The sequence below is a fragment of the Marivivens sp. LCG002 genome, from assembly GCF_030264275.1.
In the GTDB taxonomy this organism is placed as follows: Bacteria; Pseudomonadota; Alphaproteobacteria; order Rhodobacterales; family Rhodobacteraceae; genus Marivivens.
In genome coordinates this window covers 2475970-2502009 of the sequence record NZ_CP127165.1, presented here as the reverse complement: position 1 = coordinate 2502009, position 26040 = coordinate 2475970, and the positions used below count along the sequence as shown (strand labels likewise).

Below are 26040 nucleotides of genomic sequence, written 5' to 3'. Positions count from 1 at the left end.
CATTCGATGATCCTGCAGGCGCAATGCATACATTGTTTCAATTTGAGTTTTCGAATTCCGCGATGGCTTGTTATCGTCTTGGAAAGTGTATCGGTTCGAGTGACGAGGGCAGAATGAAGATATGGCTAGCCTCCTGCGGAATTGCGCTCTTTGCGCATAATGCGATGGCGCAAGAGACACCCGCACAGTTTCACTTGGTTGGGGTTCACGAATACGATGCCGCCGAGCTTCTCCAATATGCTGCGCACTATGCTCTTATGGACGGCGGGATCGATGGCCAGCGGCTCGCGGCATTGATCGGTCAGATCTACCAAGAAGACGGCTATGTTCTTGCAGATGTCACATTGTCCTCGGATGGCAAGACGATCGTGGTCGACGAGGGCCGTGTCGGGTCGGTGCGCATCGAGGGCGTGGACAAGGACGTCCACGATCTCGTTGCAAAATATGTAGCGCCGCTTCTGACCGACAACGCTGTCTCGATCGACGAGATCGAGCGCGCCTTGATGCTCACTGATGATATCGAGACCGTTTCTGCAACAACAGAGATCACCTATCCTGATCCAAACGGTGGTGCGGAATTACGGATCATCGGCGAACAGCTTTCGGACAGCTGGGGGCAGATTACAATCGACACGCCTGGGCGAAATCCGACCTCTGCTCTTGCCGCAACCATCGACCAGCATTTCTATCATGTGGTGACCGCAGGGGATTTGCTCAAGCTGACTTTTGGAACGTCCTACGAGTTCTCGACAAAGAACCCTTCGTTCTCGGGCGCGATTTCCTATCGTGCGCCAGTGGGTGGAAACGGCGCCTATCTTGAGGGTTATCTCGGAACACTTCAGGCCCGCTACAATGCGATGGGTATTTTGCAGCAAACCGACCTCAATGGAAACACGGCGATTGTTGCCGCGGGTGTTCCTGTGGTTAGGACGGTTGATCGCTATGGTTACCTAATCGGGGAAATTCGCCGCGCAAGCTCGAGCGCGACCAATAATACCGCGAATTTCAAATCGACCGCCACCGTCGGAAGTCTGATCTGGCTTGATGGACGGCGGCTTGATCAGGGCGGGGCGCTGGAGTACGCGGCATCGCTGAGTTTCGGCACCCAGCGCGGCGATACCTCCGCTTCGACCACATTCAACTATGCCCGCTTCGGCGTGGGCTACGGTCATCCGCTTACACTTGGCGACCAACCTGCACGGATCGAGTTTCAGGCGACGGGACAGTCAAGCTCTGACGCCTTGCCCGCGACCGAAAAACTTGTTCTCGGGGGGCGAGGAGCGAACCGGGCTTATGACTTCAATGAAATATCGGGAGACAGCGGTATTTCCTTGAGCGTCGAGTTGGCCTTGGAGGGTTATAATCAGGTCACGAACGGGATCGCTTTCGAGCCCTTCGGGTTTGTCGATTTCGGCTGGTCGCGTTCAAATGCATTCGGCGCAACCGCAGCGAGCTCGGCCAAGTCGACATCCCTTGGAGCAGGTCTACGCTTTACCCTGCCACAGGACCTCTATGGTCAAACCTATTTTGCTGTGCCTCTGGTCGCGGGACCCCGCACCGCAAAAGGTGATCCGGCAATCTATGTTTCGATTTCCAAGCAGTGGTGAGGAGCGCGCGATGACCAACCCTTCAAAGACGTTTAAAGCCCGCTCTGCCGTTTTCGCCATTCTGGCGACATTGCCATTGGCGGCCCATGCCAATAACGGCAATCATTACGGCTGGTGCCAGACCAGTAACCCCCACTACGATGCGGTGCTCTGTGGTGGGTCTGTCGGATCATCCTTCGGGGGCGCGACGGCGACTGCGACGGGCACGGGCTCGACGGGCAGTGCCTTGGTGGCACCTGTCGTGACTACCCAAAAGATCGTCGTGCAGCCGATCGCACCCAAACAGTTCACAGGGTTTGGCCCTGTCGCGACAGTGACCTCGTCCAAAGCGCCCGATATCACCGGCTATAGCCCCGGCTACATCGTGCGGCCTCTTCCGCAGCAAAGTTTCGTGGGGGTAAGTCCATCGCCCGTGCAGCAAATTCCTGCGCCGTCTTTCAGTGGTTACAGTCCCGCGATTCAAGTAACGCCATTGGTCGCCCCGTCGTTCACGGGGTTTTCCCCGACCGTTACCCTTTCGCCGACGCCGACCCCGTCTTTTGTCGGTTATAGCCCTGTCGTCGTGGTCCATCCTCAGGCGACCCCATCGATCACGGGCTATGCACCTGTTCTGACTGTTGTTCCGGTAGAGTCGCCGTCCTTCACGGGGTATAGCCCCATTGTGACGGTGCATCCTGTGACGGCACCGACTGTGACGGGCTTTGCACCGGTTCAGACGGTCAGCTCTGTCGCAACGCCTCCCCTTGTCGGATACGGGCCGACCAATCTGGTTCCGCCGACCCCGAGCGATCTTCACAGCGTGAATGTCACACTTGCCCCCGTTTCGGTCCAAAGACCGCGACCCAAGCCTGCGAATTTGAAAACGGTGGGAGCGACCGGAACCATAACCCATTCCGAGAAGTCGCAGGGCTCTGTCAACACAGGCCAGATCACGTCAACAGCGGGAAGACAGGACACAGCCGAAAGGCACACCGTCTCGGATGACAGCGGGGCTGTTTGGTCGTGCCTGTCGTCTGGTCATGGCCCGCGCACAGTTGAGACGGACAACGGAGCGAATGTCGCAGTCCTTCGAAGTGCGACCCGCGTCGACACGCTTGCGCGCAACATTCCCGCAAGACATCCGCGCCAGTCGCATTGTCTCGTTTCGATCCAGCGCGATCGCAAGTGAGAGCAACAGCGCGGGTTTCACCGAGCCGCATTCCTTGAACTGGTTCTCCAAAAGGAAACGGGGCCCCGAAGGGCCCCGCCGGAGGAGAGCTTGGGTCTCGATCAGAAGAAACCAAGCTTGTTGGGGTTGTAGCTGACCAGCATGTTCTTGGTCTGCTGATAGTGGTCGAGCATCATCTTGTGGGTCTCGCGGCCGATACCCGATTGCTTGTAACCACCGAACGCCGCGTGCGCAGGATAGGCGTGATAGTTGTTCACCCAGACACGGCCTGCTTCGATTTCGCGGCCGAAGCGATAGGCGCGGGTGCCGTCGCGGGTCCAGACACCGGCCCCAAGGCCGTACATCGTATCGTTCGCGATCTGCAGCGCCTCTTCTTCGGTCTTGAAGGTCGTGACCGACACAACAGGCCCAAAGATTTCTTCTTGGAACACGCGCATCTTGTTGTGGCCCTTGAGGATCGTCGGCTGGATGTAATAGCCGTTCGCGATGTCGCCGTTAAAGCGTGCTGCATCGCCGCCCACCAGAACTTCGGCGCCTTCTTCGCGGCCGATGGTCAGATAGGACATGATCTTGTCGTGCTGCTGCTTGGAGGCTTGGGCACCAACCATGGTGTTCATGTCGCGCGGGTCGCCTTGCTTGATCGCTTTGACACGCTCGATGCAGCGCGCGATGAACTCTTCATAGATGTCTTCCTGGATCAGAGCACGGCTCGGGCAGGTGCAGACTTCGCCTTGGTTGAAGGCAAAGAGAACGAACCCTTCGACGGCCTTGTCGAGGAAGGCGTCATCGCTTGCCATCACATCCGAGAAGAAGATGTTGGGGGACTTGCCGCCAAGCTCGAGTGTCACGGGGATCAGGTTCTGCGTTGCGGCCTGCATGATCTTGCGGCCCGTTTCGGTCGACCCCGTAAAGGCGATCTTGGCGATACGGTTCGAGGTGGCGAGCGCCGCACCGATTTCACCGCCAAAGCCGTTGAGCACGTTCAGCGCACCCGCAGGAAGAAGATCGGCGATCAGCTCGACCAGAACCATGATTGCGGCAGGGGTCTGTTCGGCGGGCTTGAGGATGATGCAGTTACCCGCTGCAAGCGCAGGCGCAAGCTTCCATGCGGCCATGAGGATCGAGAAGTTCCAAGGAATGATCTGGCCGACAACGCCCAAAGGCTCGTGGAAGTGGTAGGCAACGGTGTCGTTGTCGATCTCGGACATGGTGCCTTCCTGGGCACGCAGAACGCCAGCAAAATAACGGAAGTGGTCGACCGAAAGCGGAATGTCGGCATTCACGGTCTCGCGGATCGGTTTACCGTTGTCCCAGGTTTCGGCGGTGGCGAGAAGTTCGAGGTTCTCTTCAAGACGATCAGCGATCTTGAGAAGAATGTTCGAGCGGTGCGCAGCAGACGATTTGCCCCAAGTATCTTTGGCGGCATGGGCGGCGTCCAGAGCGGCTTCGAGGTCGGCGTTGTTCGAACGCGCGACTTCACAGATTTTCTCACCGCTGATCGGGGTGATGTTGTCGAAATACTGACCACTGTTCGGGGCAACGAATTTGCCACCGATAAAGTTGTCATAGCGGGCCTTGAACGGCGAGGTGAAGTAAACCGCTTCGGGCTTGGACATATCGTTCATTGGAATTCCTCCTGTTGGCCGGATCCTCCATCCGGTGATGGGAAAACGATGGCCAAGAGGGAGATTCGTGTCAGGAGGGGCCAAGACGCTCCACCGTCTCACCTGTCTCAGATGTGAGACAGGTTCGGCCTAGTTTTCGCGAATACGAAGACGTTTCATCCGGCGATAGAGTGTGGCACGGCCGATCCCGAGTGCGCGAGCGGCCTCTGATGCGTTTCCGTTGGCACGGGCAAGAGCCCGCATAACGGCGGCGCGCTCGGCTTTCTCGAACCCGCTCGGCCCCGTTTCACGCCCGAGAACATCGGCGGCGGGCACAGCGCGGATCGTCGGTTCGGTTCCAAGGTCAAAGACCTTGCGCGCTTCGCGTGTTGCGCCGATCACGATGTCATCGTGATCAACGGCCAAAAGAACCGCGGCCTCGCTATCGTCGCCATGCGCCACGATGATACGGGATTTGGGAAAGCTGGCGCGGAAGTTGTCCGCTTCGATCTGGCGTGCGGTCTGGCTTACCATCGCGGCGATCAAGCGGTTGAAACTTTCGGTCTGATCCGCGCGGGCGGAGGAGACATCAAGCGCCGCGATCACCCGTCCGTCATGGCCATAGATCGGGGCGTCCATACAGCTCATGCCGATGTTGCGCGAATGGAAATGTTCGTCGCGGTGGATGATGACCTGACGGTTTTCTGCAAGACAGGTGCCGATCCCGTTGGTGCCTTCGCTTGCCTCGCTCCAGTCTGCCCCTTGCCAAAGGCCCCAGTCCTGAAAGGTAAGCTCATCCGCGCGGGAGCAGCGTTGATCAAGGATCACGCCCGCTGCATCGGTGAGAAGAACGCCGCAGCCCGAATTGCCCACAAGCGAGAAGAGGGCGTCGAGTTTGGGTGCCGCAACCACAAGGAATTGCTCCATTGCGGCGCGGCGGTGTTCGATGTCTTGTGCTTCGACGCGCATCCGTGGTCGCTTGTCCGCTGGGTCGAGCCCGTGTTTGACGATGGAACGCCGCCAAGACGCGGCGAGCCGTGAATGCGCGGCGGCGGAATTGCTTTGGGCTGTCTCAAGAACACGGGTCACGTGCTGCGTCGTGCGCGCCATTATGGTGTCTCCGGTATGCCGAGCATCGGCGTTCTCTGTGTTGCAGCACATTGAGTGTGCCAATGAAAAAGGGTCGGCACAATGGCCGACCCCTCGTCAATTGGTCTTATGCGGAGGCTTATTCAGGAAGCTTGCGCACCGCACCCTGAGCGGCCGAAGTCGCGAGCATCGCATAGGCCTTGAGCGCGGTCGAAACATTGCGCGAGCGCGGCGCTGCGGGTTTCCACGGCAGCGGGCCCTTGGCTTCGCGGCGTGCCGCAATCACATCGTCCGAGACAGCAAGGTGGATCGTGCGGTTCGGAATGTCGATCTCGATCACATCGCCCGTTTCCACGAGGCCGATCAAGCCGCCTTCTTCCGCTTCGGGCGAGACGTGTCCGATCGAAAGACCCGAGGTGCCACCCGAAAAACGCCCGTCCGTCAACAAAGCACACTCTTTGCCAAGGCCTTTGGACTTGAGATAGGAGGTCGGGTAAAGCATTTCCTGCATCCCCGGACCGCCGCGCGGACCTTCGAAACGGATCACGACGACTTCGCCAGCGGATACCTTGTTGGTCAGGATGCCGTTCACCGCATCGTCCTGGCTCTCGAAAACCTTTGCGGTGCCAGTGAACTTGAGGATCGATTCATCGACGCCTGCGGTTTTCACGATGCAGCCGTCCTGAGCGATGTTGCCGTAAAGAACCGCAAGCCCGCCATCCTTGGAGAAGGCATGCTCGACCGAACGGATCACCCCGCCTTTGCGGTCGCGATCAAGCTCTTTGTAACGGTTCGTCGTCGAGAAGGCTTGGGTCGTGCGCACGCCTCCGGGAGCGGCGCGGAAGAATTTGTCCACGTTCTCGTCATTGGCGGTCATGATATCCCACTTGGCAATTGCCTCTGCCATCGTGTTCGAGTGGATCGTGCCCACATCGCCGTGCAAAAGGCCGCCGCGGTGCAATTCGCCCAAGATGCCCATGATGCCGCCTGCGCGGTGCACATCTTCCATGTGAACATCGGACTTGGCAGGGGCGACCTTGGACAGGCACGGGACCTTGCGCGAGAGGCGGTCCATATCGGACATGGTGAAATTCACGCCGCCTTCATGCGCGATGGCAAGAAGGTGAAGCACGGTGTTGGTCGAGCCGCCCATCGCGATATCGAGCGACATGGCGTTCTCAAAGGCCTCGAATGTCGCGATTTCACGCGGCAGAAGGCCTTTTTCCTCGCCCTCGTAGTGGCGCTTGGTGATCTCGACGATCTTGCGGCCTGCTTCAAGGAAAAGCTCCTTGCGGTCGGCATGGGTCGCCAGAACCGAACCGTTGCCCGGAAGAGCAAGACCAAGTGCTTCAGCAAGACAGTTCATCGAGTTTGCGGTGAACATCCCCGAGCAGGACCCACAGGTCGGACAAGCGGCCTTTTCGATCGCATCGACTTCTTCGTCGGTGTATTTGTCATCGGCGGCAGCAACCATCGCATCAACAAGGTCGAGCGCATGTTCGAGATCACCGATCTGGACCTTGCCTGCTTCCATCGGGCCGCCCGAGACGAAAATCACAGGGATGTTGAGCCGCATGGCGGCCATCATCATACCGGGGGTGATCTTGTCACAGTTCGAGATGCAGACCATCGCGTCGGCACAATGGGCGTTGACCATATATTCGACCGAGTCCGCGATAAGATCGCGCGAGGGGAGCGAATAAAGCATCCCGTCGTGACCCATTGCGATACCGTCATCCACCGCGATGGTGTTGAATTCCTTGGCAACGCCACCCGCTTTCTCGATCTCGCGCGCGACCATCTGCCCAAGATCATGAAGATGGACGTGGCCCGGTACGAATTGCGTGAAAGAGTTCACAACCGCGATGATCGGCTTGCCGAAATCGCTGTCGGTCATGCCTGTTGCGCGCCAAAGGCCACGGGCACCCGCCATGTTGCGGCCATGAGTGGATCTGCGGGATCTGTAGAAGGGCATCAGTTCAATCCATGTCTTACTAGGGGTCGCCAAGGGCGAAATACGGTTCAGGGCGGAGTGATACAGCAACAACCCCCCAAAGAACAATGCAACAATGCGTTAGCTCTGCTTCCAAGAGCACTGTCATGAAAACTTCACACACTGCAGTAGGTTTATATCTGTCGAATCGTCCATATTTCATATATTCATGAATTATGGAAAAATTGGCCGTCGAACAATTTGCATCTCTCGCACATCCGCAGCGTCTTGCGGTGTTTCGCTTGCTTATGCGGCGTTATCCCACGCGGGTTCCTGCCGGAGCGATTGCTTCTGCTCTGGGGATCAAGGCGTCGACTCTCTCTGTGTATCTTGGAAATCTTCGGTCGACGGGTCTCATCACGCAGGAGCGTGAGGGCACGTCGCTGACCTATGCCGCAGATACCACTGCGGCAGGGCATCTTGTCGATTATCTTGTCGACGACTGTTGCCGCGGGCGCGGCGCGCTTTGTCCGCCCGAGATGGTGCAGGATCGACCGCTCTCGGTGCTCTTCATCTGCACCGGCAATTCGGCGCGCTCTTTGATCGCAGAGACGCTTGTTCGGGATCTGGGCCAAGGCCGCTTTGTGGCTCATTCGGCGGGAACAACACCGCGTTCCGCGCCAAGCCCTCTTGCGCTCGCGATTCTCGAGCGTCGCGGCCATGACGTATCTGCGCTTCGCTCGAAATCTCTCGATCACCTTCTGGGCGCGGGGTCGTCCCGCTTCGATTTTGTATTCACCGTCTGTGATGCTGCCGCAAACGAAGACTGTCCGCGCTGGGCGGGCCGCCCGATCACTGCCCATTGGTCGGAACCCGACCCCGTGCGCGTCACTGGCCCATTGTTCGAAAGAGCAGAGGCCTTCGACCGCACCTACCTAAACCTGCGCAATCGGATCGAAGCCTTCGTTGCGCTGCCTTTTGAAACCCTTGATCGCATGTCTTTGCAGGCAAAAGTCGACGAGCTCGCTTTGCTGGAGGAACAGAAATGACCGTTTATGCCCTCAATGGCCTTGGCCGTATCGGAAAACTCGCACTCAAGCCGCTGTTGGAAAGCGGCGCCGAGATCGCTTGGATCAACGATGCCGTCGGCTCGCCTGAAATGCACGCCCACTTTCTCGAGTTCGATACGGTGCACGGACGCTGGAACGCGGAGTTCGATCATGATGCAGACAGCATTTCGATCAACGGAACGCGGCTTTCGGTCCATTCCAAGAAAAAGCTCGAAGAGCTGCCGCTTGATGGCGTCGACGTGGTGATCGACTGCACCGGCGTCTTCAAATCCGAGGCCGCGCTTGCCCCCTATTTCGCGGCAGGGGTGAAAAAGGTGGTTGTTTCCGCGCCCGTCAAAGACGGCCCGACCGCCAACATCGTCTTTGGTGTGAACAATGCCACCTATGATCCTGCGCGGCACAGCATCGTCACGGCGGCAAGCTGCACCACCAATTGTCTTGCCCCTGTGGTCAAGGTCATTCACGAAAACCTCGGGATCAAGCATGGCTCGATCACCACGATCCACGACGTGACCAACACCCAGACAATCGTGGACCGTCCCGCAAAGGATCTGCGCCGTGCACGTTCGGCGCTCAATTCGCTGATCCCCACGACGACAGGCTCTGCGACGGCGATCACCCTGATCTATCCCGAGCTCAAAGGTCGCTTGAATGGCCATGCTGTGCGCGTTCCGCTGCTCAATGCATCATTGACCGACTGCGTCTTCGAGGTCGAGCGCACCACGACGGTGGAAGAGGTCAACGCTCTGTTTGAAAAAGCAGCCCAAGGCGATCTCAAGGGCATTCTTGGCTACGAGACGCGCCCGCTTGTCTCGACCGATTATGTCAACGATGCGCGCTCCTCGATTGTGGACGCGCCGTCGACGATGGTTATCAACGGCACTCAGGTCAAAATCTACGCGTGGTATGACAATGAATGGGGCTATGCGAACCGCCTCGTCGATGTCGCGCGGATGGTCGGAGCCTCTTTGTGATCGAACGCCCCCTTGTCGCCTATGGCGCCGTCACCGCGTCCTATTGGTCGTTCATGCTGTCGGACGGAGCACTCAGAATGCTGGTGCTCCTCCAGTTCCATACGATGGGCTTTTCGCCTGTCGAGCTTGCCTATCTCTTCGTGCTCTACGAAGTCGCGGGGATCGTGACGAACCTATCGGCAGGATGGATCGCGGCGCGCTTTGGTCTGGCCTCGACGCTTTACACAGGATTGGGTCTTCAGATCGCTGCGCTGATCGCGCTCGCCCAACTTGATCCGGACTGGAGCATCACGGCCTCTGTTGTTTTCGTGATGGCGGTTCAAGGCGTCTCGGGCGTTGCCAAAGATCTTGCCAAAATGTCGTCCAAATCGGCAGTCAAGCTTCTTGCGCCGGAAGGCGAGGGAAAGCTCTTTCGCTGGGTGGCCCTTCTGACGGGGTCCAAGAACGCGGTCAAAGGCTTCGGTTTCTTCCTCGGCGCGGGGCTTTTGGGCCTCTTCGGGTTCGTGCCGTCGGTGCTCGGCATGGCGGCGATCCTCGGGGTGATCCTTGTCCTCATCATGTGGAAAATGCCCGCAGGCCTTCCCCAAGGGCGCAAGTCGGCCAAGTTCAAAGAGGTCTTTTCCAAAAACCGCGACGTCAACTGGCTCTCTTTTGCCCGCATGTTTCTTTTCGGCGCGCGGGATGTTTGGTTCGTCGTCGGTATCCCTGTGTTCTTTTACAGCGTCCTCTCGGACGGAACACCCGACTCCAAACGCGCGGCCTTTTTCATGATCGGGGCGTTTATGGCCGTCTGGACCGTGCTCTACGGCATCGTTCAGGCCAATGCGCCGCGCTTGCTTGGGGGGAAAGAGGCACCGCTTCCCGCGCTGGTTCAAAAGCTTTCGCAGTTCACGGCGGGTCTGATCGTCATTCCCGTGATCCTCGCTTGCATCATCCTGATCTTGCCGCAAAGCCAGCTTGTGGTCGGGCTGGTGATCGTGGGGCTTTTGGTCTTTGGAGCGCTCTTTGCAATCAACTCCTCGCTTCATTCCTATCTGATCCTTGCCTTTACCACGGGCGAGCGTGTCACGATGGATGTGGGGTTCTACTACATGGCCAATGCGGGAGGGCGTCTTCTCGGGACATTGCTTTCGGGTGCGACCTATCAACTGGGCGGGATCGCGGCGTGTTTGCTGACGGCTGCTCTGCTGATCCTTCTGAGTTCTGTCGGCGTCTGGAAACTCGGACGTTCAAGGTGACTTTTCCTCGCGCCCCGAAAGGCCTAGGCTGATCGGGACGGAGGCTCTAATGCAATTCGATATCGGCAAGCTTGCCAAGACAGGAGGAACAGACCTCGGGGACGAGGTCTGGGTCGATGTGCTTGAAGCCGTCGATAAAACCTATGCCGAACTCGTTGATTACCAAGAGCAACTCGAAGCGAACAGCGCCGAGCTTCTCACCCTCAAGGCCTTCCTTAGCTCGATCATGAATTCGATCAGTGATTATCTGGTCGTCACCGACAAGGATGGAAAGATAGCTGACGCCAGCTCGTCTTTTTGCAAAGCAATCGGCCAGAAGGAAACCGATCTGATCGGTCGCGAAATAGGCGAATTTTTTCAGGGCGAGACGCAATCGCGTGTGCTCGAGGCCATAGCCAAGACAATCAGTCTGCGCCGCGAAGCCAAGATCGAGGCCGAACTCCACACCCTCGCGGGTCCCGATCCTGTCGATCTTCGCATCGCCCCGCGACTGGACCGCCGCCGCAAGTCGGCGGGCGTGATCCTGACGGGTCGCCCGCTGGGTGAATTGCGCCGAGCCTATACCGATCTCGAAGCAAGCCACGAAGAACTCAAACAGACCCAAGGCCAGTTGGTCCGCAACGAAAAGCTTGCTTCGCTCGGGCGGCTGCTTGCAGGTGTTGCGCACGAGCTGAACAATCCGATCAGCTTTGTGTATGCGAACACCCATGCGCTTGAAAAATACCTCGACCGTTTCGAAACCTATTTCGAACGTGTCCAGTCAGGGGCGGCACGGGAAGAACTTGTCGCGCTGCGTGCCGAATTGCGGCTTGACCGCGATCTCAAAAACCTGCGCACCGCGATCGAAGGCGCGCGCGACGGGTCAGAGCGTGTCAAAAGCATCGTCGAAGACCTTCGGCGACTTTCGGCGGACGGGACGGGCGACTTTGCGCGTTTTGATCTCACCGAAACCGCAAGGATCGCCGCCAATTGGGTGCAGCGCGGCGCAAGAAACGGGATGGAGGTTCTCTTTCAAGGGGAGCCGAATTGTCTCGCGGTCGGGCGACCCGGTCATATCCAGCAGGTGGTGATGAACCTTGTGCAAAACGCGGTCGATGCTGTCGCCGACCATCAGGCGCCGCGCGTCGTCCTGACGCTCGGTTACGAGGGGGACAGCGCGGTTCTCACCGTGGCAGATAACGGAACGGGTGTGCCCGAGACGGTCGCCGCGCGGATTTTCGATCCGTTTTTCACCACCAAGGACGTCGGCAAAGGAACGGGCCTCGGCCTTTCGATCTCCTACAAGATTGCACAGGAGCATGGCGGCTCCCTTGCTCTCGAGGTGTCGGGTGCGGATGGTGCGACCTTCCGGCTTTGCCTGCCCAGAGGGGATAAAGCGTGAATATACTTTGGCTTCAATCAGCGGGCTGCGGCGGGTGCACGATGTCGCTCCTCTGCGCGGAAAATCCCAACGTTTTCGATCTTCTCAACGGGGCGGGCCTCGAATTCCTCTGGCACCCCGCGCTCAGCCTCGAAACGGGAAGCGAAGTGCGCGCGCTTTTGTCCAAAGTGGAAAGCGGCGAGATCGCCCTCGATATCCTCTGTGTCGAGGGGTCCATCGTGCGTGGGCCCAATGGCACGGGCCGTTTTCACATGCTGGCGGGAACGGGGCGGTCCATGCTCGATTGGGTCCAATCGCTTGCACCACTGGCGCAGCATGTGGTCGCCGTCGGAACCTGCGCCACCTATGGCGGTGTCACCTCGGCAGGGGAAAACCCCTCGGATGCGGTCGGGCTCCAGTATGACGGCACCCACAAAGGCGGTGCTCTTGCCGCGAATTTCAGATCGCGCTCGGGGATGCCCGTGGTCAATGTCGCGGGCTGTCCGACCCATCCCGACTGGGTGACCGAGACATTGCTTCTGCTGGCGGCGGGGGCGCTTGATCATACCGCACTCGATGGCTTTGGCCGCCCACGGTTCTATGCCGACAACCTCGTGCATCACGCGTGCCCCAAGAACGAGTTTTACGAATACAAGGCCAGCGCAACGAACCTCTCCGAGATCGGATGCATGATGGAACATCTGGGCTGTGTCGGGACCCAAGCCGTCGGAGATTGCAACATTCGCGGTTGGAACGGCGAAGGAAGCTGCACACGGGCGGGCTATCCCTGCATCAATTGCACGGCGCCCGAATTCGAAGAACCGGGTCACAAATTCACCGAAACCCCAAAATTCGCAGGCATCCCCGTCGGGCTTCCTTCGGATATGCCCAAAGCATGGTTCATGGCGCTTGCCAGTCTGTCCAAAGCAGCAACGCCGCACCGTATCGGCGTGAATGCGACTTCGGACCGTATTTCGGTTCCGCCCAGCCTCAAGAAGACCAAACCATGACCGAAACCTCGCTTCTTGTCGGTCCGTTCAACCGTGTCGAAGGCGATCTCGAGATCAAGCTCGACATCGCAGACGGCCAAGTCAGATCTGCCTATGTCAATTCGCCCATGTTCCGCGGGTTCGAGAGGATCTTGCTCGGCAAAGCCCCCTTTGACGTCCTGACGATCACGCCGCGCATCTGCGGGATTTGCTCGATAAGCCAGTCGGCCGCCGCCGCGCGTGCTCTTGCCTCTGCCGCAGGTGGGCGACCCGAACCCGAAGGCGAAAAAGTCGCCGCTCTGTTACATGCGATCGAGAATATTTCCGATCACATCACGCATTTTAACCTCTTTTTCATGCCCGATTTCACGCGTCCGGTTTACGCGGACCGTGCGTGGCACACCGAAGCCTTGGAGCGCTTTACCGCGCAAAAAGGATCTTCGCTGCGTGCCGCAATCGAGGCCCGTTCCAAGCTTTTGCACATTGTTGGGCTCTTGGGCGGGAAATGGCCGCATACCCTCGCCATCCAGCCGGGGGGTGTGACGCGCGCGCCCTCCGTTCGCGACAAGATCCGCATCGCAGCAGACCTGCGCGAGTTTCGCAAATATCTTGAAACCACGCTTTTCGGGGCGCCCGTCGAAACCTTTGCAGCCCTATCGTCGGTTGACGAACTTGACCGTTGGGCCACCGGGGATGCGGGGTTCTTTTTGAGACTCTCCGCGTCGCTCGGTCTTGACCGCATGGGGCAAGGGCAGGGGCGCTATATGTCCTTCGGGGCCTATCCGATGGCAAGCGGCCCACTGTTCGCAGCGGGCACATGGGACAACGGAAACTTCAGCGAACTCGACGTTTCGGCCATCCGCGAAGACCTGAGCCATGCCTGGATGCTTGGTGACAATCTGCACCCCGCCGAGGGTCAGACGCTTCCCGATGAAGCCATGCGGGAGGACGCCTATAGCTGGTGCAAAGCCCCTCGGCTTGCGGGCAAACCTGTCGAAACCGGAGCACTCGCCCGCCAGATCATCGACCGTCATCCTCTTGCTCTGGCGCTCGCAGCCGAGGGCGGCGTGCGTGCCCGCATCGCAGGGCGTCTTCTAGAAGTGGCGCGGACCCAAATCCTTCTGGAAGAGCTGGTAGGCTCGATCCGCCCCGAGGCCCGCTTTATGGCGCAAGTCGCCATGCCCGACTTTGGTGAAGGCGTAGGGCTTGTCGAAGCCGCGCGCGGCTCGCTCGGACATTGGATCACCATCGAGCGCGGCCAGATTGCGTCCTATCAGATCATTGCCCCGACCACTTGGAACTTTAGCCCAAGGGATACCGCAGGGACCGAGGGCCCCGTCGAAGCGGCGCTCAAAGGTGCCAAGGTCTTGGACGCCGAAGAAAACCCGATCAGCGTCCAGCATATCGTGCGCTCCTTCGATCCTTGCATGGTCTGCACGGTCCACTGATGCAAGCGCTTCGCATCCGCGTCAAAGGTCAGGTGCAAGGCGTCGGCTTTCGCCCCTATGTCTGGCAATTGGCGCGGCGTTTCGGTCTTCGCGGCAAGGTGCTGAACGACCCCAAAGGGGTTCTGATCTTTGCTGCGGGTGATGGGCTTGACGCCTTCGTTGCCGCAATCGAAACCGAAGCTCCGTCGCTTGCACGCATTGATGGCATCGCGACATCGCCGTGGGTGGGCGATCTCCCGCTCGGTTTCGAAATCGCGGCTTCTGAAGGGGCAGGCGCACAAACGCGTGTCACGCCCGACGCGGCGACCTGTCCCGACTGCTTGGCCGAAATCACGACAAAAGGCGAGCGAAGGTATGGCTATGCCTTTGCCAATTGCACCAATTGCGGCCCGCGCTTCTCGATCCTGAACGCTTTACCCTATGATCGCTCCAAAACGACGATGGCCGCGTTTACGATGTGCCATGAGTGCGGCGCTGAATATGCCGACCCTGCGGATCGTCGGTTCCACGCGCAGCCCATCGCCTGTCCTGCTTGCGGGCCCAAAGTCTGGATCGAACCCGAAGACCCTGATCCGATCGACGCCGCTGCCTCGCGACTTCGTGCAGGGGAGGTTGTGGCCGTAAAGGGCATTGGCGGCTTCCATCTTGTTGTGGACGCCCGAAACGCCGCTGCCGTAGCGCTTTTGCGTCAACGCAAAAACAGGCCGACCAAACCCTTTGCTCTCATGGGACGGATTGCGGATATAGAAACCTTTTCGGTTGTGAGCGATGAGGAGCGTGCGTTGCTCCATGACCCCGCCGCGCCGATTGTCCTTCTCGCGAAACGCGGGGACGCGCTTCCCGATGATCTTGCCCCGAACCAGACGACGCTGGGCTGGATGTTGCCCTATTCGCCCTTGCATCATCTTTTGCTTGCGGCGTTGGATGGGCCATTGGTCATGACATCGGGCAATCTTTCGGGCGAGCCTCAGGTGATCGGCAATGACGAAGCCCGCGAAAAGCTCTCACGCTTTGCGGATGCAATCCTCATGCATGATCGCGAGATCGCCCGCCGTCTCGACGACAGCGTCGAGCGCATGACACCCCACGGTCCGATGATCCTGCGTCGTGCTCGGGGCAGGGTGCCCGCGACTCTCCCGCTGCCTCGGGGGTTCGAAGGCGCGCCACAGGTTCTTGCCGTGGGTGCACAGATGAAAGCCGCGATCTGCCTTGTCAAAGACGGGCAAGCGCTCCTTGGCCATCACCTCGGCGAGCTCGAGGACGCTCTGACGTGGGACGCATTTCTCCAAGCCAATGACGACTATCGCGCGCTCTTCGATCATGCGCCAAGCGTGATCGCGCGCGATCTTCACCCCGAATTCAGGTCCTCGGTCTATGCCGAAAACCTCGGCCTTCCCGTGGTTGCGGTCCAGCACCATCATGCCCATGTGGCCGCCTGTCTTGGAGAAAACGGTTGGGGGCGCGATGCGGGCAAAGTGGTCGCGATTGTCGCGGACGGCCTCGGTCTGGGCGAGGACGGAACCGTCTGGGGCGGCGAGATCATGGTCGCCGACTATCTCGGGTATCAACGCATGATGCATCTGCGCCCCGCGCCTCTTATCGGGGGCGACGCTGCAAGCCGCGACCCTTGGCGCAATCTTTTGGCGCGGCTTGATCAGGCAGGCCTTGGCTCCCTCGCCGACGACATCCTCGGCGATTACCCGCGTGATACCCTCAGACGCGCCGCGGCTTCGGGCATCAATGCGCCGCTCTCATCGTCCATCGGGCGGCTCTTCGACGCTTTTGCCGCCGCCCTCGGGATTGCGCGGTCCCGCCAGAGTTTCGAAGGTGAAGCGGCAATGCACCTTGAGGCCCTCGCGCAAGGTGGAACGGGTGAACCCTATCCCCTTATCGTCCGAAACGGCGAAATCGACCCCGCACCGATGTTTGTGCAATGGGCGCACGAGCGGCGCGCTGCGCCCAAACCCGAAGACATGGCTTTTCGGTTTCATGCAGGTCTGGCCGAGGCTTTGGCCCAAGCGGGCCGAGAGGCGATGGACAAGACGGGCGCCAAGGCGGTGGCGCTCGCGGGGGGATGTTTCCAGAACGCACTTCTCCTCGACCTCGTGGTCAAAGCGTTGGGTGATGTGCCGATTCTGCTTCATCGCAAAACTCCCGCAAATGACGGCGGCATCGCTCTGGGTCAGGCACTGGTGGCTGCGGCGCGCGCGCTCCAGCCTGCGGAAAGCGAGTAACCGCAAAGGTGGTTATGCGGTAATCGGGTCTCCATCTACGGCACTGGCCGGTAATGGCATTTTTCACTTAAACTCATGATTTTATTTACTAATCCGTCACGCCCGAAATCGGCTAAGTTCTTTTTGTAACCGCTCCGAGGGTCCGCCAGAGTCACGATTGGGAAGTTGTATGCAGTTGCATCCCAATACGAGGATCATGAGGGAGGGACCCGCGTTGAGCCAGATCGAAACCTTTTACGATGTGATGCGTCGGCAGGGGATCACCCGCCGCAGCTTCATGAAATATTGTTCGCTGACTGCGGCCGCCTTGGGCCTGTCGCCGTCATTCGTGCCTAAGATCGCACACGCGATGGAAACCAAGCCCCGCACCCCCGTAATCTGGGTGCACGGTCTTGAATGCACCTGCTGCTCCGAGAGCTTTATCCGCTCGGCGCATCCGCTCGCCAAAGACGTCGTGCTGTCGATGATCTCGCTCGACTATGACGACACGCTCATGGCCGCCGCGGGCCATCAGGCCGAAGCCGCGCTTCAGGACACCATCGAAAAATACAAAGGCAACTATATCCTCGCCGTCGAAGGCAACCCGCCTCTCAACGAAGACGGCATGTTCTGCATCGTGGGCGGCAAGCCTTTCGTCGAACAGCTCCGCCATGCTGCAGAGCACGCCAAGGCGATCATCAGCTGGGGCGCCTGCGCGTCCTATGGCTGTGTGCAGGCCGCCAAGCCGAACCCGACCCAAGCAACACCTGTGCACAAGGTCATCACCGACAAGCCGATCATCAAGGTGCCCGGTTGTCCGCCGATCGCCGAGGTTATGACCGGAGTTATCACCTATATGCTGACCTTCGACCGTTTGCCCGAGCTTGACCGTCAGGGCCGCCCCGCGATGTTCTATTCGCAGCGTATCCACGACAAATGCTATCGTCGTCCGCATTTCGACGCGGGCCAGTTCGTCGAAGCGTGGGATGATGAAAACGCCCGCAAGGGGTATTGTCTTTACAAGATGGGATGCAAGGGTCCGACGACCTATAACGCCTGTTCCACGATCCGCTGGAACGAAGGCACGTCTTTCCCGATCCAGTCGGGCCACGGCTGTATCGGCTGTTCCGAAGACGGCTTCTGGGATCAGGGCAGCTTCTATAATCGTGTGACCGATCTCACCCAATTCGGTGTCGAAGCCAATGCGGACAAGCTTGGTGTCGGTGCCGCGACCGCCGTCGGCGGCGCCGTTGCCGCCCATGCCGCGATCAGCGCACTCAAGGCCGCGCAGCGCAAAACCCAATCCGAGGAGGCATAAGAATGACCATTACTCCGAACGGTTTCGATCTCGACAACACGGGTCGCCGCATCGTCGTCGACCCCGTGACCCGCATCGAAGGTCACATGCGCTGTGAAGTGAACGTCGATGAAAACGGTGTGATCCGCAACGCAGTCTCCACGGGCACGATGTGGCGCGGTCTCGAGGTGATCCTCAAGGGCCGTGACCCGCGTGACGCTTGGGCCTTTACCGAGCGGATTTGCGGCGTTTGCACGGGCACGCACGCGCTCACGTCTGTGCGTGCGGTCGAAGATGCCCTTGGCATCTCGATCCCCGACAACGCGAACTCGATCCGCAACATGATGCAGCTGAACCTGCAAATCCATGACCACGTCGTGCACTTCTACCACCTGCACGCCCTCGATTGGGTGAATCCCGTCAACGCGCTTCGTGCCGATCCCAAAGCGACATCGGAGCTTCAACAGGCCGTAAGTCCCTCGCACCCGCTCTCTTCACCCGGTTACTTCCGCGATGTGCAGAACCGGCTCAAGAAGTTCGTCGAAAGCGGCCAACTCGGACTTTTCAAGAACGGCTATTGGGACAACCCCGCTTACAAATTGCCGCCCGAAGCGGACCTTATGGCGACCACGCATTACCTTGAAGCGCTTGATCTGCAGAAGGAAATCGTCAAGGTCCATACGATCTTCGGCGGCAAGAACCCGCATCCGAACTGGCTTGTCGGCGGTGTGCCCTGTCCGATCAATGTGCACGGCGTGGGCGCTGTCGGCGCGATCAACATGGAGCGCCTCAACCTCGTCAGCTCGATCATCGACAAATGCATCGAGTTCAACCGCAACGTCTATCTGCCTGACGTCAAGGCCATCGGCGGGTTCTACAAGAACTGGCTCTATGGTGGGGGTCTCTCCTCGCAGGCCTGCCTTGCCTATGGCGATATTCCCGAGAATCCGAACGATTTCTCGCCCGAGCAGCTTCACCTGCCGCGCGGCGCGATCATCAACGGCAACCTGAACGAAGTGCATGACGTCGATCCGCGCGATCCCGAGCAGATTCAGGAATATGTCGACCACTCGTGGTATGAATACGGCGAGCCGGGCATGGGTCTTCACCCGTGGGATGGCGTCACCCAGCCCAAGTATGAACTCGGTCCGAACGCCAAGGGCACCAAGACCAACATCCTCGAGCTCGACGAAGGCGCCAAGTATTCGTGGATCAAGGCCCCGCGCTGGAAAGGTCACGCGATGGAAGTCGGTCCGTTGGCCCGCTATGTCGTCGGCTATGCCAAAGGTCACGAGGACATCAAGGATCAGGTCGACGGCTTCTTGCGCGACATGAACCTTCCGCTTGATGCGGTGTTCTCGACGCTAGGTCGCACTGCGGCGCGCGCGCTCGAGTCCGAGTATTGCGGCCGCCTGCAAAAGCACTTCTTCGACAAGTTGATCACCAACATCAAGAATGGCGACAGCTCGACCGCAAACGTCGAGAAGTGGGACCCTTCGACTTGGCCCAAAGAAGCCAAGGGCGTCGGCATGACCGAAGCTCCGCGCGGTGCACTCGGTCACTGGATCAAGATCAAGGATGGCCGCATCGAGAATTACCAATGCGTTGTTCCGACCACTTGGAACGGCTCTCCGCGCGATACCGCGGGCAATATCGGCGCTTTCGAAGCCTCGCTCATGAATACGCCGATGGAGCGCCCCGACGAGCCCGTCGAAATCCTGCGCACGCTCCACAGCTTCGATCCGTGCCTTGCCTGTTCGACGCACGTCATGTCGCCCGACGGCGACGAGCTGACCACTGTTAAAGTTCGCTAAGGGAGGGGACAGATGTTCAAACGGACGATCGCAATTCTCGCACTGACCACAGGGTCCGCGCAGGCGCATAGCGGCCACGGTGCCGCGAGCGAAGCCCATTGGCTGTCTCAGGGAGACCACATCGTCGTGGTGATCCTGAGCGCCATTGCTCTCAACCTCGGGGTGCAGCTGGCGTTTCGCCGGATCAAGGCGCTGCACCACCGCGAAACCTGAGGGGATAGGAGATGGCCAATCAGTCTATCCATACCCCGAATCCCGATGTCGAAGTCCTTCGGTCGGCACGACTGACCGGAGACGCAACGGCGGATGACATCGAAAGCATCCGCAAGCGCACCTCTGTCTATGTCTATGAGGTGCCCGTGCGCCTTTGGCACTGGGTGAACGCGCTTGCGATCATGGTGCTTTGCATCACGGGCTGGTTCATCGGAAGCCCGCCTCCATCGATGCAGATCGCCGAAGCCACCCATCAGTTTGTCTTCGGCTATATCCGCTTTGCTCATTTTGCGGCGGGTATGATCCTAACTTTCGGCTTTCTCGGCCGCTTCTATTGGTCGTTTGTCGGCAACCATCACGCGCGCCAGCTCTTTCGCCTGCCCCTATTGAACAAACATTGGTGGTCCGAGATCTGGTTCGAGGTGCGCTGGTATCTCTTTCTCGAACGGGAACCCAAGAAATACGTCGGCCACAACCCGCTTGCACAGGCTGCGATGTTCTTCTTCATGACCTTGGGGATCACCTTCATGATCGTGACGGGCTTTGCGCTCTATGCAGAAGGCGCGGGGCAGGGCAGTCTTCCCGATACGCTCTTCGGCTGGCTGATCCCCTTGGTCGGCAACAGCCAGACGGTGCATTCGCTCCATCATCTGGGAATGTGGTCCATCGTGATCTTTGTGATCATCCATATCTATGTGGCGATCCGCGAAGACATCATGTCGCGTCAGTCGATGGTCTCGACCATGATCTCTGGTCATCGGACTTTCAAAGACGACCGCCCAGAGTAACGGGCTATCCATAGGAAGTAGAAAAGGCGGGGTCATTCCCGCCTTTTGTATTTATGGTTTCCAATATCGGATAAAATTGGAAAGTAACTTTTCGAATTTCAGATTTGCGTCATCACCAAATTTCCAAAAATATGAAGCAAAATCATGGGTTTGAATTGTATCCCACGGTATCCACCTTTTTGCACCTTTGGCTAAACTGAATCCCCTAAGATCGAATCCAGAACAGAATGGAAAGTTGACTTCCACTTTCGCAGCTTGGGGAGGAGGCGAAAATGGCGCCGCGTGTGCTTATTCTCGGTATCGGCAATGTGCTTTGGGCAGACGAGGGCTTTGGCGTGCGCTGTGTCGAACGGCTTGCCGAAACCAAAGTATTTCCCGACAACGTCCAGCTTCTCGATGGGGGCACTCAGGGGCTCTATCTTCTTCCGTTTCTCGAAGAGGCCGACGTCTTGGTGGTGTTTGATGCTGTCGACTATGGCCTTGAACCCGGAACGCTCAAGCTTGTGAAGGATGAAGACGTGCCCGCCTTTATGGGGGCGAAAAAGATGAGCCTTCATCAAACCGGTTTTCAGGACGTTATCGCAACCGCCCAGCTCATGGGATACTGTCCCGAACGTCTCTTTCTGATCGGTTGTCAGCCCGAAGAGCTCGAAGATTATGGCGGCGGTTTGCGTGCTGTTGTTGCCGCTCAGATCGAACCCGCGATCCAAGCGGCGCTCGACTATCTAGCCGGCTTCGGGATCGTTCCGACCGATGGTGTCGGCGACCAGAGCAATCTTGCCGACAAATCGATCTTGCGCAGCGCCTACGAAGAAGGCCGCCCATCCGAACACGAGGCCTGTCGCAGCGGCGACGACCGCTTCTTCCCGAAGGCGGTGTAGGATGTGTGTCGGTGTGCCCCTTCGCATTCTCTCGGTGGACGGCATTGCCGCCCGCGCCACCGATGGCACGCACGAAGAGCTTATCGATCTGTCGCTTGTGGGGGAGGTTCCTGTCGGCGCTTGGGTGCTTGGATTTCTGGGCGCCGCCCGAGAGGTCATCACTCAGGACGAAGCCGAAAAGATCGGCAAAGCATTGAACGGATTGCGCAGCCTGATGAACGGGGGCGAGCTCGGTGCCGCCTTTGACGATCTCGAACAGCGCGCACCGCAATTACCGCCGCATCTTCAAGCGGCCTTGGACAAAGGGGAGACAATAGCATGACGCATCCGCTCGTTTCGCGGCTCAGCGATGAATTCGGCTGGGCATCGCTCGACAGTCGCAATGACCTGATCGAGTTCACATCACGTCCGGGCGTGCATGTGGCCTTTGTCCCGGGGGACGCCGCCCGCAATCTGGAAACCCCCGATCTTGCGGTGATCCTTCCCGAGATCAAACAGGCGTTTCAGGGCAAGTTCGATTGCGCCGTCATCGGTGACACCATCGAAACCGCCGTGCGCGAAGAAACAGGCGTCCTTAAAACGCCGAGCCTGATTTTCTATCGTGACGGCCAGTTTCTCGCGGGGATTCCGCGTGTCCGTGACTGGGACGAATACATGAGCCGTATCACGCAAATTCTTGCCCAACCTGCTGCAGCCTAAGGACCCGAAACGATGGTAAGCAACTTTCACCTCCCGCCTGTCGGCTATGGCCCCGGTTCGCAACCTCCCGAAGAGGATGGCAAAGAGCTCGAATATCTCCCGATGCCACAGGATATGCGCGCCTATTCCGCCCATATCCCCTTTGTCGAAGCAACCGACGCTTTAACCCCCGCGCTCACCCTTCTGCGCGAGATCGCCGCCGCTTCCATCGCAAGCGGCAAAGGCGCACAAAATCGGGTCTTCGATCTTTCGGGTCTTGATCGTGCCAACCGTGCCTTGATCGCCGAAACCATGGGCGAAGGCGAAGTGTCGATCAAAATCCACGATATTCCAGCAATCGCCGTGCAAGAGAGCGTCTTTGCAGGGGTCTGGGTTCTCAAATCCGCCAAGAGCGACGAGATCGAAGTCGGTCCGGTGCCTGCCAAGGTTTTCGAGCGTGCATTCAAATCGCGCAAGCCTGCAACGCTTGCGCTCACCGAACGCTTTCCGGGCGTGCTGAACGCTCCCTCTTTGGTCGTGGAGCTCGCGGACAAATCCAAAAACTACGCCAATGGTGACGAACCCTATGTGGTGAACCTGACGCTTCTGCCGCATACGGAACAGGATCTTGTTTGGTTGGAAACCGCGATGGGGCTTGGTTCGGTCGATATTCTGTCGCGCGGCTACGGCAATTGCCGCGTCACGGCCACCGCGCTCGAACATGTCTGGCGTGTCCAATTCTTCAACTCCATGGATACGCTGATCCTCGATACGTTCGAAGTCACCGCCGTTCCCGAAGTCGCACTCGCCGCAGCCGAAGACCTTGTGGAAAGCGGTGAGCGCATCATCGAGGTGCTGGAGGCCATTCGATGAGCGGTTTCGAAGGCTCATATCTTGGGGCGAACGACAAGATCAGCCCGCGCGCCATCATGGAGTGCAAGATCTGTTGGACGCCCTACGATCCGGCCGAGGGCGATGATACGCGCCAAGTCCTCCCTGGCACGCCGTTCATCGCCCTCCCCGACGACTGGTCCTGTCCCAATTGCGATGCACCGAAAGAGCAATTCCTCGTTTCGGAGGACCCGGGATCGGACGCCATGCAACAGGCCGCTTGGCTTGCCGCCCGCACCGAAGCGCTTGTCACCGATTTCACCGAAGTCTGGCATGCCAAGATGCGGGATGTGCCGATCGTCAACAAACTGCTGCACGTGCAGGCGGTCGGCTTCGACCTTTATCAGGGCCGTCCTTTGGGCGTTCTTCTTAGCCCGTGGTTCATGAACCTGATCCTGTTGCCCGCCGAGGGCGAGGACTGGTCCGACCTTCAACCGGGAGCCAAGGAGCACATTACCTTTGCTTCGGGTCAATACGAGTTCATTCACAACAAAAGGGACATGACGGGGGGATACAAAGCCTGTTCCTTGTTCTCGCCGATGAATGATTTCCGCTCGCAGGCCCAAGCCGTCGAAGTGGCCCGCGCCGTTCTTGTCGCCTTGTTTCAGGAAGAGCATCGCGCCGAAACGGACCGCTCCGCCGAAATCCGCGCCGCGCGCGAGGCAGAGCTTGAAGCCGTGACCGAAGCGGAAGCGGAAGAGGATGCCGAAGCCGCCCCGATCATCGAGGCGCCGACCCGCCGTCAGGTTTTGACCGCAGGTCTGTCTGGGGAGCAGGGCTGATGCTCGATCACGCAGGTTATGCCATCCACACCAGCAAAGGTCTGTCCGAAGAGGCAGGACGGCTCGTGCTCGGCATGGCACCGCGTGAGGCATGCGACACCCTCGGGCGGGTGTTCAATCTGTGTAAACAGGCCCAGATCATGGCCGCCGAATATGCGCTGGGTCTTGCTCCGAGCGGCACGGAAGACCGGCTTTGGGCCGATATCCGCAAAGACCATCTCTTTGCGCTCTCCCTAAAACTTACCAAAACGATTGAATTGGATTCCATTGGGCTTTCGGTCGAAACTCTTTTGCCAAGCGGCTTGCCCGCCACACCCGAAGACTTTGAAGCCTTTCTGGCGTCGGGCAACGGCGCGGCTGCCCTTTTGCAGCGGATCGATGGGCTTTTCCCGTATGGGGTCGGCACCGCCGACCTTGCCCTGGTGGATGCGTCCAGAGCGATCCGCAAGACCGCTTGCGAAAACTCGGTCGCCGCACGTCAGGCGCATCATCCTGTGATGGAATATCTCGCCCGCACGCGCGGCAAAGGTCCGCTTTGGCGTGTCTTTGCGCGCCTCGTGGATATGTGCTGTGACCTTCCGCCGCCGATGATGCACCATGGCGTCGCACTGGTTCCCGCCGCACGCGGGCTCTATGCCGTGCGGGGCGAGGTGCAAAACGGCATCGTGACCAAACTCGAGCGTGTCACCCCGACCGATCATTTGCTCGCCAAAGACGGCGTCCTCGAGCAAAGTCTTCGGACCTTGCCCGCAGATCACTTGAACCTTGCTACGGCATTGGTTGATAGTCTCGATCCATGCCAGCCCGTCGAAATCACAGGAGCGTTCCAACATGCATGAGATGTCCCTCTGCGAAGGTATCCGCACCGTGATCGAAGATCAGGCACGGCAACATGCGGTCGGCAAGGTCAAGCGCGTGCGCCTTGAAATCGGTCGCTTTTCGGGTGTGGAAAAGCCGGCTCTCGAATTTGCTTTCGATGTCGTGATGCGCGGTTCGGTGGCCGAAGGTGCGCACCTCGAGATGATCGATTTGCCGGGTCGGGCGATGTGCTACGATTGTATCAAAGAAGTGGAAATCATCGAGCGGCTCGACCCTTGTCCCGATTGTGGCGGCGGTAAGCTGATGCCCGTGGGCGGCGATGAATTGCGGATCAAAGATTTGGAGGTGGTATAAATGTGTAGCGTTTGCGGGTGCGGAACGTCATCGGTCGAGGGGCATGATCACCATGACCACCATCACCATGACCACGATCATCACCACCACCATGGGCACGGGGACATCCATTTCGGTCAGGGACCCGCTGGCGTTGCCGTTGCGGGCATGAGCCAGGAACGCCTGATCGAGATCGAGACAGGTATCCTCGCCAAGAACGACCGCTATGCCGCTGCCAATCGGGGCGTTCTGGGGCATCTCGAAACCTTTGCGATCAACCTTGTCTCTTCTCCGGGATCGGGCAAGACGACACTCCTGTGCAAAACGATCGAGGCGCTGGGCGACCAGCCGCTGGCCGTGATCGAAGGCGATCAGCAAACCGCCAATGATGCCGACCGCATCCGTGCCACAGGAGCGCGCGCCATTCAGGTGAACACGGGCAAAGGCTGTCATCTCGACGCCCATATGGTCGGCCACGCGATGGAGCATCTAGAGCTTGCCAAAGGATCGATGCTATTCATCGAGAACGTCGGCAACCTCGTTTGTCCCGCAGGGTTCGACCTCGGCGAGGATTGCAAGGTCGCCATCCTGAGCGTGACCGAAGGCGAAGACAAACCGCTCAAATACCCCGATATGTTCACGGCCTCGCGACTTGCCGTCCTCAACAAGGTGGACCTTGCCCCCTATTGCGATGTCGATCTGGAGCTTTACGAGGCGAACCTGCGCCGCGTGAACCCCAAGATCGAAATTCTCCGCGTTTCTGCCCGCACCGGCGAGGGGATGGAGGCATGGGTCGGCTGGCTCACGTCCAATCTTGCGCAAAAATCGAAAACGGTGGCGGCAGAGTAACC

At 59.0% G+C, this 26040-nt stretch carries 24 protein-coding genes; 21 read left to right on the top strand and 3 right to left on the bottom strand.

Features of this window, described 5'->3' with window-relative positions:
• The first annotated feature begins 113 nt into the window (after positions 1-113).
• Positions 114-1607: a ShlB/FhaC/HecB family hemolysin secretion/activation protein gene (locus tag QQG91_RS12295; protein ID WP_285770519.1), complete on the top strand. Its 1494-nt coding sequence runs from the start codon at positions 114-116 to the stop codon at positions 1605-1607.
• Between the two features lie 10 nt (positions 1608-1617).
• Entirely contained in the window at positions 1618-2775 is a 1158-nt protein-coding gene (locus QQG91_RS12290) for a hypothetical protein (protein ID WP_285770518.1), read from the top strand.
• Between the two features lie 101 nt (positions 2776-2876).
• On the opposite strand, the gene exaC is transcribed toward QQG91_RS12290, so the two are convergent.
• From exaC to ilvD, 3 genes are all read right to left on the bottom strand, one after another.
• Positions 2877-4391 carry an acetaldehyde dehydrogenase ExaC gene (gene exaC / locus QQG91_RS12285; protein ID WP_502881602.1) on the bottom strand — a complete coding sequence of 505 codons (1515 nt, stop codon included), beginning with the start codon at positions 4389-4391 and terminating at the stop codon, positions 2877-2879.
• A 138-nt stretch (positions 4392-4529) separates the two neighbouring features.
• Entirely contained in the window at positions 4530-5489 is a 960-nt protein-coding gene (locus QQG91_RS12280; RefSeq protein ID WP_285770516.1) for a GAF domain-containing protein, read from the bottom strand.
• Between the two features lie 118 nt (positions 5490-5607).
• Complete coding sequence (gene ilvD, locus QQG91_RS12275; protein ID WP_285770515.1) at positions 5608-7443, bottom strand: dihydroxy-acid dehydratase; 1836 nt, start codon at positions 7441-7443, stop codon at positions 5608-5610.
• Positions 7444-7637: 194 nt separating this feature from the next.
• Between ilvD and QQG91_RS12270 the strand changes: the two genes are divergently transcribed.
• The 19 genes from QQG91_RS12270 (at position 7638) to hypB (ending at position 26038) form a co-directional block, all read left to right on the top strand.
• Positions 7638-8450 (top strand): arsenate reductase/protein-tyrosine-phosphatase family protein, encoded by an 813-nt coding sequence (locus QQG91_RS12270; RefSeq protein ID WP_285770514.1) that lies wholly within the window; start codon positions 7638-7640, stop codon positions 8448-8450.
• Complete coding sequence (locus QQG91_RS12265) at positions 8447-9445, top strand: ArsJ-associated glyceraldehyde-3-phosphate dehydrogenase (protein WP_285770513.1); 999 nt, start codon at positions 8447-8449, stop codon at positions 9443-9445. Before QQG91_RS12270 ends, QQG91_RS12265 begins: the two co-directional genes overlap by 4 nt.
• Entirely contained in the window at positions 9445-10683 is a 1239-nt protein-coding gene (gene arsJ, locus QQG91_RS12260; RefSeq protein ID WP_502881601.1) for an organoarsenical effux MFS transporter ArsJ, read from the top strand. The genes QQG91_RS12265 and arsJ overlap by 1 nt, the downstream gene beginning before the upstream one ends.
• A gap of 49 nt (positions 10684-10732) precedes the next feature.
• Complete coding sequence (locus QQG91_RS12255) at positions 10733-12064, top strand: PAS domain-containing sensor histidine kinase (protein ID WP_285770511.1); 1332 nt, start codon at positions 10733-10735, stop codon at positions 12062-12064.
• Positions 12061-13053 (top strand): NADH-quinone oxidoreductase subunit B family protein, encoded by a 993-nt coding sequence (locus QQG91_RS12250; protein ID WP_285770510.1) that lies wholly within the window; start codon positions 12061-12063, stop codon positions 13051-13053. The genes QQG91_RS12255 and QQG91_RS12250 overlap by 4 nt, the downstream gene beginning before the upstream one ends.
• Positions 13050-14480, top strand: coding sequence for a nickel-dependent hydrogenase large subunit (locus QQG91_RS12245; RefSeq protein WP_285770509.1), 1431 nt, complete (start codon positions 13050-13052; stop codon positions 14478-14480). The genes QQG91_RS12250 and QQG91_RS12245 overlap by 4 nt, the downstream gene beginning before the upstream one ends.
• A complete protein-coding gene (gene hypF, locus QQG91_RS12240; RefSeq protein ID WP_285770508.1) occupies positions 14480-16714 on the top strand; it encodes a carbamoyltransferase HypF in 2235 nt (744 codons plus the stop codon). Before QQG91_RS12245 ends, hypF begins: the two co-directional genes overlap by 1 nt.
• Positions 16715-16928: 214 nt before the next feature.
• Positions 16929-18011 (top strand): hydrogenase small subunit, encoded by a 1083-nt coding sequence (locus QQG91_RS12235; RefSeq protein ID WP_285772352.1) that lies wholly within the window; start codon positions 16929-16931, stop codon positions 18009-18011.
• A gap of 2 nt (positions 18012-18013) precedes the next feature.
• Positions 18014-19804 (top strand): nickel-dependent hydrogenase large subunit, encoded by a 1791-nt coding sequence (locus QQG91_RS12230; protein ID WP_285770507.1) that lies wholly within the window; start codon positions 18014-18016, stop codon positions 19802-19804.
• A 12-nt stretch (positions 19805-19816) separates the two neighbouring features.
• Positions 19817-20017 carry a hypothetical protein gene (locus tag QQG91_RS12225; RefSeq protein ID WP_285770506.1) on the top strand — a complete coding sequence of 67 codons (201 nt, stop codon included), beginning with the start codon at positions 19817-19819 and terminating at the stop codon, positions 20015-20017.
• 11 nt (positions 20018-20028) lie between these two features.
• Positions 20029-20805 carry a Ni/Fe-hydrogenase, b-type cytochrome subunit gene (gene cybH, locus QQG91_RS12220; RefSeq protein ID WP_285770505.1) on the top strand — a complete coding sequence of 259 codons (777 nt, stop codon included), beginning with the start codon at positions 20029-20031 and terminating at the stop codon, positions 20803-20805.
• A gap of 272 nt (positions 20806-21077) precedes the next feature.
• Positions 21078-21686: a HyaD/HybD family hydrogenase maturation endopeptidase gene (locus QQG91_RS12215; RefSeq protein ID WP_285770504.1), complete on the top strand. Its 609-nt coding sequence runs from the start codon at positions 21078-21080 to the stop codon at positions 21684-21686.
• 1 nt (position 21687) lies between these two features.
• On the top strand, positions 21688-22008 hold the full coding sequence (locus QQG91_RS12210; RefSeq protein ID WP_285770503.1) for a HypC/HybG/HupF family hydrogenase formation chaperone: 321 nt from the start codon (positions 21688-21690) through the stop codon (positions 22006-22008).
• Positions 22005-22385 carry a thioredoxin domain-containing protein gene (locus tag QQG91_RS12205; RefSeq protein ID WP_285770502.1) on the top strand — a complete coding sequence of 127 codons (381 nt, stop codon included), beginning with the start codon at positions 22005-22007 and terminating at the stop codon, positions 22383-22385. Before QQG91_RS12210 ends, QQG91_RS12205 begins: the two co-directional genes overlap by 4 nt.
• A 12-nt stretch (positions 22386-22397) precedes the next feature.
• Positions 22398-23237, top strand: a complete 840-nt coding sequence (locus QQG91_RS12200; protein WP_285770501.1) for a hydrogenase expression/formation protein — start codon at positions 22398-22400, stop codon at positions 23235-23237.
• Complete coding sequence (gene hybE, locus QQG91_RS12195) at positions 23234-24037, top strand: [NiFe]-hydrogenase assembly chaperone HybE (RefSeq protein WP_285770500.1); 804 nt, start codon at positions 23234-23236, stop codon at positions 24035-24037. The genes QQG91_RS12200 and hybE overlap by 4 nt, the downstream gene beginning before the upstream one ends.
• Positions 24037-24876: a hypothetical protein gene (locus tag QQG91_RS12190; RefSeq protein WP_285770499.1), complete on the top strand. Its 840-nt coding sequence runs from the start codon at positions 24037-24039 to the stop codon at positions 24874-24876. Before hybE ends, QQG91_RS12190 begins: the two co-directional genes overlap by 1 nt.
• Positions 24869-25210, top strand: coding sequence for a hydrogenase maturation nickel metallochaperone HypA (hypA, locus tag QQG91_RS12185; RefSeq protein WP_285770498.1), 342 nt, complete (start codon positions 24869-24871; stop codon positions 25208-25210). The genes QQG91_RS12190 and hypA overlap by 8 nt, the downstream gene beginning before the upstream one ends.
• A complete protein-coding gene (gene hypB, locus QQG91_RS12180) occupies positions 25211-26038 on the top strand; it encodes a hydrogenase nickel incorporation protein HypB (protein ID WP_285770497.1) in 828 nt (275 codons plus the stop codon).
• The last annotated feature ends 2 nt before the right edge of the window (positions 26039-26040 follow it).

What these genes read in the sequence shown, in the direction of transcription:
- QQG91_RS12295 (WP_285770519.1), top strand. Translation starts at nt 114, where the DNA reads ATGAAGATATGGCTAGCCTCCTGCGGAATTGCGCTCTTTGCGCATAAT.
- QQG91_RS12290 (WP_285770518.1), top strand. Translation starts at nt 1,618, where the DNA reads ATGACCAACCCTTCAAAGACGTTTAAAGCCCGCTCTGCCGTTTTCGCC.
- exaC (WP_502881602.1), bottom strand. Translation starts at nt 4,391, where the DNA reads ATGTCCAAGCCCGAAGCGGTTTACTTCACCTCGCCGTTCAAGGCCCGC.
- QQG91_RS12280 (WP_285770516.1), bottom strand. Translation starts at nt 5,489, where the DNA reads ATGGCGCGCACGACGCAGCACGTGACCCGTGTTCTTGAGACAGCCCAA.
- ilvD (WP_285770515.1), bottom strand. Translation starts at nt 7,443, where the DNA reads ATGCCCTTCTACAGATCCCGCAGATCCACTCATGGCCGCAACATGGCG.
- QQG91_RS12270 (WP_285770514.1), top strand. Translation starts at nt 7,638, where the DNA reads ATGGAAAAATTGGCCGTCGAACAATTTGCATCTCTCGCACATCCGCAG.
- QQG91_RS12265 (WP_285770513.1), top strand. Translation starts at nt 8,447, where the DNA reads ATGACCGTTTATGCCCTCAATGGCCTTGGCCGTATCGGAAAACTCGCA.
- QQG91_RS12255 (WP_285770511.1), top strand. Translation starts at nt 10,733, where the DNA reads ATGCAATTCGATATCGGCAAGCTTGCCAAGACAGGAGGAACAGACCTC.
- QQG91_RS12245 (WP_285770509.1), top strand. Translation starts at nt 13,050, where the DNA reads ATGACCGAAACCTCGCTTCTTGTCGGTCCGTTCAACCGTGTCGAAGGC.
- hypF (WP_285770508.1), top strand. Translation starts at nt 14,480, where the DNA reads ATGCAAGCGCTTCGCATCCGCGTCAAAGGTCAGGTGCAAGGCGTCGGC.
- QQG91_RS12230 (WP_285770507.1), top strand. Translation starts at nt 18,014, where the DNA reads ATGACCATTACTCCGAACGGTTTCGATCTCGACAACACGGGTCGCCGC.
- QQG91_RS12225 (WP_285770506.1), top strand. Translation starts at nt 19,817, where the DNA reads ATGTTCAAACGGACGATCGCAATTCTCGCACTGACCACAGGGTCCGCG.
- cybH (WP_285770505.1), top strand. Translation starts at nt 20,029, where the DNA reads ATGGCCAATCAGTCTATCCATACCCCGAATCCCGATGTCGAAGTCCTT.
- QQG91_RS12215 (WP_285770504.1), top strand. Translation starts at nt 21,078, where the DNA reads ATGGCGCCGCGTGTGCTTATTCTCGGTATCGGCAATGTGCTTTGGGCA.
- QQG91_RS12210 (WP_285770503.1), top strand. Translation starts at nt 21,688, where the DNA reads ATGTGTGTCGGTGTGCCCCTTCGCATTCTCTCGGTGGACGGCATTGCC.
- QQG91_RS12205 (WP_285770502.1), top strand. Translation starts at nt 22,005, where the DNA reads ATGACGCATCCGCTCGTTTCGCGGCTCAGCGATGAATTCGGCTGGGCA.
- QQG91_RS12200 (WP_285770501.1), top strand. Translation starts at nt 22,398, where the DNA reads ATGGTAAGCAACTTTCACCTCCCGCCTGTCGGCTATGGCCCCGGTTCG.
- hybE (WP_285770500.1), top strand. Translation starts at nt 23,234, where the DNA reads ATGAGCGGTTTCGAAGGCTCATATCTTGGGGCGAACGACAAGATCAGC.
- QQG91_RS12190 (WP_285770499.1), top strand. Translation starts at nt 24,037, where the DNA reads ATGCTCGATCACGCAGGTTATGCCATCCACACCAGCAAAGGTCTGTCC.
- hypA (WP_285770498.1), top strand. Translation starts at nt 24,869, where the DNA reads ATGCATGAGATGTCCCTCTGCGAAGGTATCCGCACCGTGATCGAAGAT.
- hypB (WP_285770497.1), top strand. Translation starts at nt 25,211, where the DNA reads ATGTGTAGCGTTTGCGGGTGCGGAACGTCATCGGTCGAGGGGCATGAT.